Source organism: Methanoculleus sp. MH98A, assembly GCF_000691865.1.
In the GTDB taxonomy this organism is placed as follows: Archaea; Halobacteriota; Methanomicrobia; order Methanomicrobiales; family Methanoculleaceae; genus Methanoculleus.
On sequence record NZ_JMIO01000018.1, the window covers coordinates 1 to 13,586 of the forward strand.

Annotated in this window: 14 protein-coding genes; 5 read left to right on the forward strand and 9 right to left on the reverse strand. The window is 61.4% G+C overall.

From position 1 onward, the window contains the following. Positions 1-472 (forward strand): NAD(P)H-dependent glycerol-3-phosphate dehydrogenase (locus tag EI28_RS03655; RefSeq protein WP_048112743.1); only part of this gene is annotated, 472 nt, incomplete at its 5' end. A 92-nt stretch (positions 473-564) separates the two neighbouring features. Here EI28_RS03655 and EI28_RS03660 read toward each other — a convergent pair. The 5 genes from EI28_RS03660 to EI28_RS03680 form a co-directional block, all read right to left on the reverse strand. Further along, positions 565-1,572, reverse strand: coding sequence for a glycosyltransferase family 4 protein (locus EI28_RS03660; protein ID WP_048112744.1), 1,008 nt, complete (start codon positions 1,570-1,572; stop codon positions 565-567). Positions 1,573-1,705: 133 nt separating this feature from the next. Next, positions 1,706-2,851, reverse strand: a complete 1,146-nt coding sequence (locus tag EI28_RS03665) for a glycosyltransferase family 4 protein (protein ID WP_231476564.1) — start codon at positions 2,849-2,851, stop codon at positions 1,706-1,708. 297 nt (positions 2,852-3,148) lie between these two features. Further along, positions 3,149-4,228: a non-hydrolyzing UDP-N-acetylglucosamine 2-epimerase gene (gene wecB / locus EI28_RS03670; RefSeq protein ID WP_048112745.1), complete on the reverse strand. Its 1,080-nt coding sequence runs from the start codon at positions 4,226-4,228 to the stop codon at positions 3,149-3,151. 9 nt (positions 4,229-4,237) lie between these two features. Next, the gene (locus EI28_RS03675; RefSeq protein ID WP_048112746.1) at positions 4,238-5,671 is read right to left on the reverse strand and encodes a nucleotide sugar dehydrogenase; all 1,434 of its coding nucleotides are present in this window, start codon (positions 5,669-5,671) and stop codon (positions 4,238-4,240) included. Positions 5,672-5,686: 15 nt separating this feature from the next. Next, the gene (locus EI28_RS03680; protein WP_231476565.1) at positions 5,687-6,574 is read right to left on the reverse strand and encodes a Gfo/Idh/MocA family protein; all 888 of its coding nucleotides are present in this window, start codon (positions 6,572-6,574) and stop codon (positions 5,687-5,689) included. A 238-nt stretch (positions 6,575-6,812) separates the two neighbouring features. On the opposite strand from EI28_RS03680, the gene EI28_RS03685 reads away from it, so the two are divergent. Continuing rightward, the gene (locus EI28_RS03685; protein ID WP_048112747.1) at positions 6,813-8,291 is read left to right on the forward strand and encodes a flippase; all 1,479 of its coding nucleotides are present in this window, start codon (positions 6,813-6,815) and stop codon (positions 8,289-8,291) included. 115 nt (positions 8,292-8,406) lie between these two features. Further along, positions 8,407-8,820: a GNAT family N-acetyltransferase gene (locus EI28_RS03690; RefSeq protein WP_231476566.1), complete on the forward strand. Its 414-nt coding sequence runs from the start codon at positions 8,407-8,409 to the stop codon at positions 8,818-8,820. Positions 8,821-8,861: 41 nt separating this feature from the next. On the opposite strand, the gene EI28_RS03695 is transcribed toward EI28_RS03690, so the two are convergent. Then, the gene (locus EI28_RS03695; RefSeq protein ID WP_052379654.1) at positions 8,862-9,314 is read right to left on the reverse strand and encodes a DUF5814 domain-containing protein; all 453 of its coding nucleotides are present in this window, start codon (positions 9,312-9,314) and stop codon (positions 8,862-8,864) included. Next, entirely contained in the window at positions 9,311-9,937 is a 627-nt protein-coding gene (locus EI28_RS03700; protein WP_048112748.1) for a DUF2150 family protein, read from the reverse strand. The genes EI28_RS03695 and EI28_RS03700 overlap by 4 nt, the downstream gene beginning before the upstream one ends. 114 nt (positions 9,938-10,051) lie before the next feature. Between EI28_RS03700 and larE the strand changes: the two genes are divergently transcribed. Together larE and thiI are read left to right on the forward strand one after the other, a co-directional pair. After that, positions 10,052-10,825 carry an ATP-dependent sacrificial sulfur transferase LarE gene (gene larE / locus EI28_RS03705; RefSeq protein WP_048112750.1) on the forward strand — a complete coding sequence of 258 codons (774 nt, stop codon included), beginning with the start codon at positions 10,052-10,054 and terminating at the stop codon, positions 10,823-10,825. Beyond that, positions 10,813-11,991: a tRNA uracil 4-sulfurtransferase ThiI gene (gene thiI, locus EI28_RS03710; protein WP_052379655.1), complete on the forward strand. Its 1,179-nt coding sequence runs from the start codon at positions 10,813-10,815 to the stop codon at positions 11,989-11,991. Before larE ends, thiI begins: the two co-directional genes overlap by 13 nt. A 219-nt stretch (positions 11,992-12,210) precedes the next feature. Here the strand turns inward: thiI and pscS are convergent, their stop codons facing one another. Then, entirely contained in the window at positions 12,211-13,389 is a 1,179-nt protein-coding gene (pscS, locus tag EI28_RS03715; protein WP_048112752.1) for an O-phospho-L-seryl-tRNA:Cys-tRNA synthase, read from the reverse strand. Further along, positions 13,386-13,568, reverse strand: a complete 183-nt coding sequence (locus tag EI28_RS03720; protein WP_048112783.1) for a hypothetical protein — start codon at positions 13,566-13,568, stop codon at positions 13,386-13,388. Before EI28_RS03720 ends, pscS begins: the two co-directional genes overlap by 4 nt. Positions 13,569-13,586 lie beyond the last annotated feature (18 nt).

Sequence of the window (13,586 nt, forward strand, 5' to 3'; positions counted from 1 at the left end):
TGAATTCGTCCTGGATTTTTCGGACGATATCAGAGCGGTCGAGTTATGCGGCGTGCTGAAGAACGTATACGCCATCGGAACGGGGATGTGGGATTCGGTTTACGGCAACCATAACGAGCACTACACCTTCCTCAACATGTGCTACAAGGAGATGTGCATCTTTTTACGGGCTATTTCTCTTGATGAAGGGATATTCACGAAATTCTGCTGCTTTGGAGATTTCAACCTGACCGCCAACGTGGATAAAAGCCGCAACCGGACACTGGGGCTGATGGTCGGCAAAAAGATCGTTAAAACTCCCTATTTAGAGTCCGGCGTGACGTTCGAAGGCTCACGATCTGTTAAAGGGATAATTGAGCTGGCTGAGAACCATGATATCGATATGCCCATCGCACGGTTCGTCTACGATGTCCTGAGCGGAAACAACAACGTGCGGGAATCGGTCGATATGCTCATCAGGAAAGCGCCCTGAACGATCCGGGCAGACTTAAAACCTCCTGTATGGTTGGGTTCATCCCCTTCGCCGTGAAGATTCGCTCCACCGGCAAAATCCAGAGATCCGGATCACACGGGCCTTTCCTCGAAAATGCTTCGGATCGTTTGCATCCTCCCCTCAAGGGAGAACTCCTTCTCAACCCTGGCTCTTGCCGCCCGGCCCCCATCAGATTGCAGCGCCACTACTATCGCCGCCGCCGTCGCTTCCGCATCCCCGTACGGCACCACGAATCCCGTGTCTCCCACCACCTCCGGGAGAGCCCCCCTGTCCGTCACCACGGGGACGCACTCACAGGACATCGCTTCGGCAAGCGCAACACCGAACGACTCCCGGTAAGAGAGCTGGCAGTAGACCTTTGCCCGGCGATACCACTGCAGGAGTTCGTCCTGAGAAGAGGGCGGGATGATCTCGACGTTCGGCGGGGCATCCCGTCTCAGGTCTTCGATGCTCCCGTCAAGATCGCGGCCGATGACAGCGAAACGGAGGTCCGGGAGGCGTTTCGCAGTCTCAAGGAACGTGTCGAGGCCCTTGAGCGTGATGTTGCTCTGGTTGATCTGGCATACCGTGATGACGAGATCGTCTTTTTCCTCTCCCGGGGAGAACTGCGCGCAGTCGATCCCGTTATAGACGACTGCAACGTGACGGTGATCGCCCAGTTCCAGTATCTCCCGCCTGTTGAACTCCGATACCGCGAGGATATGGTCGGCGTTTTGGATGATGTAGTTCACCCTCTTTGCAAGTTTCGGGTCCAGCAGGGCACCATACTCAATCTCAGGCTCTCTCGCGACCTCGTACCCGCCGATGACGACGATGGTTCTCTTCCCGAGGAGATTTGCCAGCGTTACCGCAAGATACGAATGGTTGTGAGCGAACCAGGAGTAGGTGAGATCGGCCCAGAGGACTCCCCGGAGTATCTCAAACGTGATCAGGAGTGACCGCTTCAGGCCGTTTTTCCCCTGGTAGTTGCTGATGACGGCCTCCCGGACACGGTATTCCCGCCTGAGCGCCTCGAGATCGCGCTCGGTGAATGTGGATGGAGAAGGAGATACCAGGAATATCTTCGTTTGCTCCTTCACGTGAATTCCTCCAGACTTTGCTAAACGGGCTCATGCAACCCTGCAGCAGGCGTGTCCATGCGGGGTGATGCTGTTCGTGGGATAAACCAAGTATCCCGTCTGCGCGAGATAGGAGCACCAGACGGGGCCGGAATTATCGCGCTCTGCGACCACGGCTCCGATCGCCCCTTCCCGTCTCCTCAACCTGCCTGTATACCTCGAGCAGCCTCTTCTCCATCTCGCCCCAGTTGTACCGCTCAAGAACCGCCTTCCGCCCATTCTCCCCCATCCTCCGCGCCTCGCCCGGGTGCTCGAGCAGGTAGACGATCGCCTCCGCGATCGCATCCGGGTCGGTCGGGTCGACCAGCATTCCGCACTCCGCCTTGCCGACGACGTTCCGGATCTCCGGAAAGTCGCTCGCAACGACCGGGAGACCGCAGAGCATGTAGTCGAAGAGCTTGTTCGGGAGGCCGATGTATGCGTTGTAGTAGTCGGGCTGGAAGACGAGGAGGGCGATGCTGCCCTTACGGAGCGTTTCGTACATTTCCTGGTAAGGGAGGTAGCCAGTCAGAGTGATCTCCGGTCTCGGGTCCGTCTTCGCAACGATCGCACCGATATCTTCGCGGATGTTCCCGACGAGTGTCAGGGTGACCCCGGGAACCGTTGCAGCCACCTTCGACATCGCCTGGATGCACTCCCTGATGCCGTGGAACAACTGCATATTCCCGGCCATGTAGACCACGTTGCGGCTGCGTCCTGCCTGCGGAGCCGGCGGCATTGAGCCGGCGACCGAATAGTTGGATACGATCACAGGCAGTGTCCCGTTCCGACCGAACCGTTCCGCGACGCTCTCGCTGACGGCAATCTTCGCATCGGCAAACCGCGAGAGCAGGATCTCTCCCCGGGAGAGCATGGGTTCAAGGACCCTCGTGAGGACCGTCGCGTTCGGGATACCGAGATCGAACGGGATCTCGCTCGGCCAGTGCTCGTGGATGTCGTAAATGACCCGCTTACCTTTGAGAAACTTCGTAAGGACCCCGATGAGGAGGGCATCGGGCTCATGGCAGTGGACGACGTCGCACTTCTGGTTCAGGCACGCCCGAAACGCCCTCCAGAGCGTCACCGGGTGAAGGAGGTTTGAAGGGGGTTTCCGGACGGCGACGATCTGCACGCCTCCGTTCTCATCGATGCTCCCGTTCTCCGAAGGGGCGATGATCGTGACATCGTGCTCCTTTGCCAGGCTCTTCGCCTCTTTCTCGAATATCCGCCCGTCGTGGGGCAGGTGGGTCGTGGTGAGCATACAGATACGCATAATCCGGAGTTCGTTTGCGCCTCCCTGGCCGGGACCTTCCCTGATGTCACCGGGCACAAATGAGGGGGGTAAGCGACTCCAACTGTCTTTCGGGAGACTTATACTTTATCGTAGTGGGGCGGCACCGGGCAAATAAGGAGCATACCGGATCGGAGGAGAACTCCAGTCAGCTGCAAAAACAGTGAATGCGCCGGGAAGGATCAAATATTATGCAATGGTCGAAATTTCGAACGTAAGTTTACCACCCTTAACGTTCACTCGTGTCCCGGCACATGCCGGGCACTGTTATCCAGATCGGGCATACTGAAACCGGGCAAGGATCTTCCCGATCAGAACACTGGCGTTTCCATTCCCAAATGTCTCTTTCTGCCTCGATCCGGGTGAAAAATGCCGAATAGCATCGACAATCTTCTCCCTCCCCGCCCCCACGAGCACGTTCCACCCCGCCTCGACCGTCTCGACCCATTCGGTGTTCTCCCGGAGGGTGATGCAGGGCACGCCGAGCATGTAGGCCTCCTTCTGGACACCGCCCGAGTCAGTGAGGATCTTTTCCGCGTGCGCCATCAGGCGGATCATATCGAGATAGCCGAGCGGATCGACGACCCGGACGTTCTCCGGCATCTTCGTAAGAAGACCGTATCCTACGAGGCACTTCCGTGTCCGGGGATGAACCGGGAAGACGACCGGTCTATCGGTCTCCTCCAGTGCGCCGAGGATGGCGGCCATGTTTTCACGATCATCGGTGTTCGACGGCCGGTGGACGGTGACGACGAGGTACTCCCCCGGCCTGACCCCGACGTCCTCGAGGATCCGGGAGCGCTCTTCCGCGATCCCACGGTTGTAGTTCATCGCATCAAGCATCACGTCCCCGACGAGGAAGACGCCCTCTGTGACCCCCTCGGCCGCGAGGTTTGCAACGGCGGTCTCCGTCGGGCAGAAGAGGAGGTCTGATGCGTGATCGGTGAGCACCCGGTTCACCTCCTCGGGCATACGCCGGTCGAAACTCCGGAGCCCCGCCTCGACGTGGGCGACCGGCATGTGGAGTTTTGCCGCCGCAAGCGCGCCTGCGAGGGTGGAGTTCGTGTCGCCGTAGACCAGGACGACGTCGGGCTTCTCCTTTTCGAGGACATCCTCGATCGCCCCGAGCATCGCCCCGGTCTGGCGACCGTGGGTCCCGGAGCCGATGCCGAGGTTGTAGTCGGGCTTCGGAATCGCCAGTTCCTCGAAGAAGACCTCCGACATGCCGTGGTCGTAGTGCTGGCCGGTGTGGACGAGGATCTCCTCGTGCTCTTTCCTGAGTTCCCGGGAGACGGGAGCGCATTTGATGAACTGCGGCCGGGCGCCGACGATGGAAACGATCTTCATGGTACACCGTTACGGAACGACCGGGTGGCTGTTCCTGTCGCCCCGGCCGATGCCCTTGTAGACGAAGCCCGCCCGGATGAATGCGTCCGGGTCGACGACGTTCCTGCCGTCGACAATCACGGGATGCTCCTTTCCCGAGAGTTCCTTTACCCGCGCCGGATCGAGGGAAGCATAGTGGTGGTGACCGGTGAAGATGGTGACGACGTCCGCGCCCGCGAGCGTTCCCTCGAGGTCGTGCGAAACCTCTATCCCCGGGTATTCGTCCACGAACGGGTCGTGTACCCTGACCTCGGCACCCGCCTCCTCCATCGCCGCGAGGTAGGGCTCCGCGGGGGTGTTTCGAGTATCGTCGGAGTTCTGGATGAACGCCCACCCGAGCAGCGCGACCGTCGCGCCCTCTGGGAACTTATCCGCCCGTTTTAGTCCCTCAAGGGTCAGGTGGACCATGTGCCGGGGCATGAACTCGTTGATCGCCCGTGCGACGCCGAAGATCGACTCGGCCCCGTGCGGGTACCAGAGGTCGCCGCCGAGGACCTGTGCGCCCCGCTCGAGGTGCCAGGAGTCCTTCGTGAGACAGTGGCCGCCGACCCCGGCACCCGGCCAGAGAATTGCCCGGGTGATCCCCTCTCCCTTGAGGGAGTCGATCCCGGCCCGGACATCGTAGACGTTGACGCCCATCGCCTCGCAGTGCAGCGCCAGCTGGTTTGCGGCGGCGATCTGGAGGTCACGGAAGGCGTTCTCGGCGGTCTTCGTCACCTCGGCCGCGGTCGCGGTCATCGGGATGATCTTGCCGGTCGTGAGGACCGGCCGGTAGAGTTCGATCGCCCGCGCCGTCGAGACGTCGTCGATCCCACCGACGATCCGGTCGTGCTCCCGGATGTTTCTGAGCAGCCGCCCGACCATTACCCGCTCGGGGGCGTGCGCGAGGCAGAACTCTTCGCCGGCGGTGAGCCCGGACTCTTCTTCGAGGATCTCGCGGGCCATCCCGGCAGTCGTGCCGGGAGTGACGGTCGACTCGAGCACAACGAGCGTGCCCTCCGAGAGGTGCCTCCCCACCTGCCGGAGTCCCTCGATCAGGGCCGAGAAGTCGGGGATGAGGTCTTTTGGATCCTTAAACGGTGTCTGGATGGCGAGGGTCACCGCGTCGCACTCCGCGATCTCGGAGAAGTCCGAGGTACATCGGAACTTCCCTGCGCCGACGACTTTTCCGAGCAGTTCTTCAAGTCCCGGCTCCTCGCCCTTGAGCGGCGACTCGCCCCGGTTCAGCATGGCTATCTTGTAGCCGGAGGACGGCGAGTCTCGCTGGAATCCGCGGACGGACTCGAACCCGGGAGCGTCCGCAAAGAGCGCCGCGGCGGGAATGCCGACGTAGCCCATGCCGATCACGCCAATATTTCTTATCGGCCCAATTCTATCGATGATTGACTGTAATCTGCTGCTCATTGCAAAAACCACCCCTCAGGCCGTAAAACACCGTGCGACGTCCTCGCAGATCTCCATATTCAGCAGCGCCTGCGCGGGGCTGACAGGGAACTCCTTTTTCCGGGCAACGCAGTCGAGGAACGTCGAGAGCTCGAGTTTGAGCGGCTCCTGCTTGTTCACAAGCACCTTCTCGATGATGTTCTCCTGCACATAGCGCTCGTCCTCGGCCGAATACTGCCCGGGTTTGCGGTGGATGTAGATCTCCTGGGCCATGAAATCCCCCTCGACGGTGAACTCCTCCTCCTCGATGTAGATCATACGGATCTTCTTTGAGGATTTCCTGCTTGCGGATAGGTAGACCGGGGTCCCGTAAAATGAGAATAGGGCGCTGCAGACATCCTCGTTGCCGCTTCCGGCGAGATGATAGGCCCCGTCCGGGAGGAGAACGTTTCGCATGATGTCCACGTCGTGGATCATCAGGTCCTCGACGACCGAGGAGCCGCTCACCCGGGAAGAGGCCGGGTTGTGCCGCTTCATCTCGATGTAGAGGGGGCGCTGGACGATCTTTTTGATCTCGGGAACGATCGGGTTGAACCGCTCGATGTGACCGACTCCGGCGACGAGACCGTCGGGTATCTTTTCGATGAGCCTTCTCGTCTCTTCCGCCGTCGCGCAGATGGGCTTTTCGATGAGCAGCGGCACCCCGGCATCGAGCACCGTCTCCGCAACAGAGAAGTGGTAGGGTGTCGGGACGCAGACGCTGACCGCGTCCACGCGTTCAAGCAGGCTCTCCAGGGTCGGAGAGGCCGTTGCCTCGAATGTTCCGGCAAGGTCGCGGGCCGCCTTCCCGTTGAGATCGAACAGGTGAAGCGAGTCCACCGCTTTCAGTTCCGAGTATACACGGGCGTGATTCCTGCCCATCATTCCAACACCGATAACCCCTATGTCCAAGTTTTTCACCACCGGGAGTATTGTAACCCTCTTCTGGAACACTCAATAGTGCTACTGTACATCAGCGCTACTCTATACATTAGCACCGCTCCGCCATGACGTTATCGCGACTCCCGCTCCGGGACCGGCACATCATCCTGCCGGTTCACGGCCGCCTCTCCCGCTCTCCGGTTCAAAAGCAATAAGGCTTCTCACGGCGAAACCACTGCTTGTGTTCCGGCCCTCCGGGTATCTTGCCCGTGTCATGCGCATCGACCCCGTCCAGCGCCAGAGTGTCATCAGCCTTGCTTCAACGCTGGCCCTCACCGCGATCGGGTTTCTTTCCACGATGTTCTTCGCCCATACCGTCGGGCCGTCGATACTGGGCGCATACTTCCTCTTCGTGGCCTACTTCAGCGTCTTCAACCTGATAGGGGACGGCGGATTCGGGGGCGCCGCGGTAAAGCGGATCAGCGAGGGCAAGGACCAGAACGCGTTCTTTACCGCGTTCGTCTTTCTCCGGGTAATACTGGTGGCCGTCTCGGTCGGCTTCCTCTTCGTTGCGCAGCCGTATCTCACCGACCTCACATCATCGGGAGTCTTCCCCTGGCTGGTCCTCGCGCTGGTCGTCAGCGTCTTCACGACTATCACCTCAAATGGAGTCTACGGCACCGGGAAGGTCGGTATCAACCAGATCGGCAGCTTACTCAACAACGTAATCAGAATTGTCGTCCAGGTCGCCGCGGTCCTCCTCGGCTACAGTGTTGCAGGACTCGCCGGCGGGTTCGTCGCCGGGCTTCTTGCAGGAGGGCTTTTCACCTTCCGTTTTCTCGATCTCGCGCTTGCACCGTTTGCCCGCTCCCACATCCAGAGCCTCTTTGCCTTCTCGTTCTGGACGTTCCTCGGCGCAAGCGGCTACCTCGTCTTCTCGTACGCCGACACCATCCTGATCGGTTATTTCCTGACCGATGCCGACGTCGGCATCTACCGTGTGGCGCTCCAGCTCACCTCGGTTGCAACGTTCATCACCATAGCGCTCCGCACCACCCTCTATCCGAAGGTCAGTTTCTGGGGGAAACGTCACGAACTCCCTCTGGTGGAGCATGCGCTCGCCCGTGCCTTCACCTACTCGCTCCTGCTCGCGGTCCCCGTCCTCGCCGGGGGGTGGCTCCTCGGCGAACGTCTCCTCTACTTCTTCTACGGCGAGTCGTTCTCCGCCGGCGCACCGGCTCTCGCGCTGCTCCTGGTCGTCCAGGCAGCTCATGTCTTCATGTTCCTCCAGACGATGTGCTTAAACGCCCTCGACCGGCCGCGTGACTCGTTTAAGGTAACGGCAATCGCGGTTACCGTCAACATCGGCCTGAACATCCTCCTCATCCCGGCATACGGCATCGTCGGGGCGTCGGCGACCACGCTCGCCACCATGGTGCTGAACGCGGTGCTTGCCCGGCGCGCCCTCTCCCAAAGCATCCGCGTGCGGATAGAGCCCCGGGCCGTGGGCCACATCGTCCTCGCCGGGCTCGTGATGAGCGCCGTCGTCGCGGCCTACTCGTTCGTCATCCCGCTCACGAACGTTTTTGTCGTTCTCGGAGCGGTTGCACTCGGCGGGCTGGTCTATCTTCTGGTCCTCCTCAAGATCGACCGGGGGATCCACGACGAACTGAAGGAGCTGACTGAAGGTCTCGGCATCCCCTGGCCCGGCGTGCTCTGAACCCGGTGATATGCACATCCGTTCACCTATCCTCTTATCCCGAACACCGGGGATATCCTCTGCCCATCCGGTTGAAATACCAGATACTGCAATGTGTGACTACACGAGGGAGACGATGAAGAAAGAGGTTCGAGAACTGGAGCCGGGAGAGTTTCCGCTTGCTGAGAAGATCTGGACGCACTACCGCGGCCAGAAGGCCGACCCGACGCGGGAGAGGATCTTCGCCGTCTTTGTCGACGGTGTCCTTGCGGCGACGGCCCGCTGCACCCTTCATTCGGGCGGTCTCGAGATGGACTGCGTCTTCACCCTGGACGATTACCGCGGGAGCGGGTATGCAAAGGAGGCCGTGCAGATGCTCCTCGACAAATGCGGGTCCGAGACGATCTACATCCACTCGACCCTCCCCCTGATCGGGTTCTACGGGAGACTCGGGTTCGAACCATCCCGGAGTCGAGGCTGCCGGCGAGCATCAAGGAGCGGTTCCTCTTCTGCTTCGGGGAGATGGCGGGGTGCAACGTCGCTCCCATGATGCGGAATCCCGGGGATCGGGCATGGTAGTAAAAGAGAGACTTAATGCTCGATATTCTTGATGTGCTCGATGGCGTTCTCCGCCAGTTTCTCCCGCCCCTGCAGTTCGGCGACGTCCCGTATCGCCTCAAGCATGTGGACGGAGTCTTCGAGAAAACTCAGGATGTCGGCGGGATAGAGATCGATCCCGTATTCGTCGAGGAGGTGGGCGCTGATCTGGCGGTGATCGAGCCCCAGCTCCCGAAACTCGATGATGGTTAAGGTGAACTTACGTTCCGGGCACCCGCAGAAGGGTGCGTTCTTGCACTTGCAGTCCATGAAGTCGTGGAAAAAGGCCAGAAGCTGCTCGTGCGTCCGGCGATCGAGGTTCTCGAAGTCGATTGCCTTCCCGAGCGACTCAAGAAACGCACCCGAAAAGACATGATCCGGGAGGCGGAATCCTGCTGCCCGCTCAAGTTTCCGTGCCGCCCGGAACCGGGCCTTATCCGCGATCACGACGACTCGCCGGGCTCCTCGTCGAACTTCGCGAGCGACTTCATGGCGTTGCTCATGGTCTCGATCTCGATGAGCCACTCGTCGAAGAGGGTCGGGTCTTCCACGTTGTCCTTGATGTACTTCGCGCAACAGGTGGCGCCGTCGATCACGGCGGCCCCGATATTCGCCGCAACCTCAAGTGCCTCTTCGAGGTTCTCCTCGTCGATGCCCTTGCCCTTCTTCACGAGGGTCTTGATGTCCGTCTCAAACCCGCCCTCGAGATACTTCCGGCAGGCGGTGAAGAGCACCAGCAGCGAGAGCTGGATCGACCCGATGATATCCTCGAGTTCCCCCTCGGGGAGGCCGGTCATGACGATAATCTCGACGTCGTCGAGTTTCTCCGTGGCCTCCTCTTTCGTGAACCGGCCGTTCTGGTAGAGGCGGATGATCTTTAAGACCGAGAGGGTGATATCTTCGGTGAAACTGAAGAGCATCTGTTCGCCTTCGGAGACCTCTTCGTCTTCGGCGGGCTCGAAACTTGCTTCTTGCAGCGTCTTGATCCAGTTGTCCCAGCGCTCCTGATTGTAAAAAATATAGAAGAGTTTCATGGGTTCTGCCTGCTTGGCACTTTTTTTCTTCGCCATATCAGTACACATTCTGAGTGCCTCTGTTAAAAATCATTTGCTCTTCGTGCAGAAACCGGGAATTGGCGCGATTCGCGAACATTCATCTAGGACAAGCGAGCATATGAAAAGCAGATGACGAGAGCTTGCAGGCTTGATGCGCTCCTGAAATCGTACGAACCTGTTGCGGTCGCGCTCTCCGGGGGAACGGACAGTTCGGTCCTGCTGGCCCTCGCCCGGCGGCACGGGATCCGGGCGATCGGCATCAGCGTCGATACCGGCCTTACACCGCCGGGAGAGCTCGCGGCGGCGCGCAAACTCTCGGAGCGTCTGGGTGTTCAGCACGTCGTGGTTTCGCTCGATATGCTTGAGATCCCCGCGGTCCGGGAGAACCGGCCGGAGCGGTGCTACGCCTGCAAGCGGGCGATGATGGAGGCGGTCGTGGCGGAGGCACGGCGGCGGGGATGCCGGACGGTGGTCGACGGGACCCACGCCGACGACCGGGCGGATACCCGACCCGGGATGCGGGCGCTCTCCGAACTCGGCATCAGGAGCCCGTTTGCCGAGTGCGGCATGGGGAAGGCGGAGATCGAGGCACTTGCGAGGGAACTCGGGGTGCCCGTCCGCCCGCCGTCCGCGTGCCTCGCAACCCGCATCCCCGCCGGGGAGCCGGTCACCCGGGAGTGCCTCGCCCTCGTCGCTGCGGCGGAAGCCCTCCTCGCGCGTGAGATCCCGGGGACGATACGGGTCCGGTGCACCGGCGGCAACCGTGCTTCCATCGAGGCCGATCCGGCGTACCGCCGGAGGCTTGAGGAACTGCTCGGTGCGGTGAAGGAACTCGGGTTTACCGGTGTAACGATTGCCTCCGGGGGCTACCGGGAAGGAGGTGCGGATTCGTGGAAGCGGTGATGGTCAGGTACGGCGAGATCTTCCTCAAGAGCGAGACGGTGAAACGGCGGTACATATCGATAATGACGGAGAATATCCGGCTCGCGCTGGAGGCCGAGGGACTTACCCACCGTATCGAGACGTACCGGGGGCGGATCATGATCTACGGCGACGAGCCCCGTCGGATCGCCGTGGCGGCCGCAAAGACCTTCGGGGTGGTGAGCACCAGCGTCTGCACGGTGACCACGGCGGATATCGAGGGGCTCGCGGCCACGGCGGTCGAGCACGCAGAGAGGCATCTTGGGCCCGGGATGTCGTTTGCGGTCAGGGCGCGCCGGTCGGGCGTCGAGGGGTTCGGCAGCCAGGAACTCGCGGCGGCGGTCGGTTCGGCCGTCCTCGACCGGATACCGGAGGCGAGGGTCGACCTGACGGCGCCCGACTACGAGATATTCGTGGAAGCCCGGGAGTACGGCGGCCTCGTCTACGACGAGAGGATCACGGGGCCGGGCGGGCTCCCCTACGGGACGCAGGGCGAGGTGATGGCCCTGCTCTCGGAAGGAATAGACTCGCCGGTCGCGTCGTGGCTGATGATGCGCCGGGGATGCCTGATGGTGCACGTCAACATGCACGGCGGGCGGTTCGGGGGTGCCGATGCGGAGAAGAACGTCCTCGCAAACCACGCCCGGCTCTCTCTCTGGGTGCCGGGGCATCCTCTCGACCTCCTGGTCGTGGAGATGGAGCCGTTCTTTGCGGCGATCACGGCACTGAAAGAGCCGCGCTACCGGTGCGTCCTCTGCAAGCGGTTCATGCTCAGGGTGGCGAGTATCCTTGCAGGAGAGCGGGGAGCCGCCGCCCTGGTCAGCGGCGACAACCTGGGGCAGGTGGCGTCCCAGACGCTCGCGAACATGTCGGTGATTGCTCCTGCGGCGACCGTTCCGGTACTCCGGCCGCTGATCGGGTGCGACAAGGAGGAGGTCGTCGACCGCGCACGCGCCATCGGGACGTTTCAGGCGCGACCGGGAGACGTCGGGTGCACGGTCGCCCCCCGCTACCCCTCGACGGCGGCGCCCGCGGAGACGATCCTGAAACTCGAAGAGGCGATCGACGCGGAGGGGCTCGCGGAGCGGGCGGCGGCAACGGTGCGACGGTATCGAGCGAGGAACGGGGTGGTTGAGGAGGTTGGGTGAGAGAGTCTTCTGGCTCTCAACAAACCTGCTCTTCTATTCTGATATCGTTGTCTCGCGCGAAGACGCGAAGGACGCGAAGAAGAGGAGCCAACGGTGGCTTGGACTTCGCGGCTTCGCGTGAGGCCGTGTACAATCTCTCGCCGTCGCACATCTCACCAGAAGGTGTCCAAACTCGCCCCGGCCCGCACGCACCCGCTCAAAAAAAATTTGGGGTCTTTTTCAGACTATATTCAACCCGTTCTCCCGCGCAATCTCGACAAACGACTCCCCGACGTGCCGGATCTGCTTCTCCGTCAGCCCGAAAGTATTGTATTTCCAGACCCTGGTGGAGCCGGGGATGACGCCGGTGATGCCCCGCTTTTTTAACTCGCTCGAGAAGAAGTAGCCGCGTTTCTTGTGCTGCTGCGCCACCTTATCGAAGGACTCGCGGGTATCGATCCGGGTCAGGGTGTGCTGCCGGGGGTAGTCGGAGAGCACCTTCGTCCCCTCGATGGAGAGGAGGGCGTCCGTGACCGCCTGCGAATGCGCCACCTCGGTATCCCAGTGCTTCACACGCTCTTTGACGTGGGGGAACGAGGCCATCATCCCGACGACGGTGACGCCCATCAGGGTGCAGCCCATCATCTCGACCTCTTTTATCCCGAACGTCCGGCCGGTGACGTCTCCCTTCGCCTGCGTCGTCCTGAATACCCGCTGTGCGTGCTCGTTCGTCGTCGCGAGGAGCCCCGATGGCGCCGGGGCCGCCATGCTCTTGTGGCCCGACCCGACCACGAAGTCGGCACCGAGCGCTTTGCCGTCGACGGGCATGATCCCGACCGAGTAGGCCCCGTTGACGAGGACCGGGATGTCGTACTGGTGGGCGACCTTTATGATGCCCGCGACGTCGTGGACGTTCCCGAACTGGTAGTCGACGTGGTCGATGAAGAGCAGGGGCGGCGTCTTCGAGAATTCCCGGATCACCGCCTCGATCTTCTCTGCGGCGGCGTCGGGGGTGATGTGGTTCTTCGCATCCTTCGGGATCTCACGCGGAATTCCGCCCGCTTCCTCGACCGCCACGAACTCGGTGTAGTGGGCGAGCGCCGTGACGATGACCGGGTCGCCTTTCTCCACGTATGTGCTCGCGACCGCCTGGAACCCCCGGCGCGCTCCCGGCACCACCCGCACCGCGTCCATATTCAGCCACGCGGCGAGGTCCGCGTGGAACTGCGCGATGGGTGGCTTCTTGATGTAGTCGAGCCTGAAGGGGCTCAGGCAGTTGTCACAGACCGAGTAACCGTCCCCGTACGCTATCGCCGCCTTCATGGCATCGACGGTGAGCCGCCCGCCCGCCTGGATGGGATCGATGTTGATGTACATCTCCTCGACGTCGCGGGACTCGATATCGACCGCGCACTTCACCGTACCAACTCCTCTTCGAGGATTGCAACCTGCCGTTTCACCTTCTCGAGGGTTGTTGCGGCGCGCTCCTTCTGGCCCGCGTCGAGGTCATGCCCGGGAGCGGTCTCCCGGAGCAGGAACCGGACGTCGGAGAGGAGGAATAGTGCCTGAAAAACTGCATCAACGGCTCTTTTTGACACGAGATCACCATACAAATA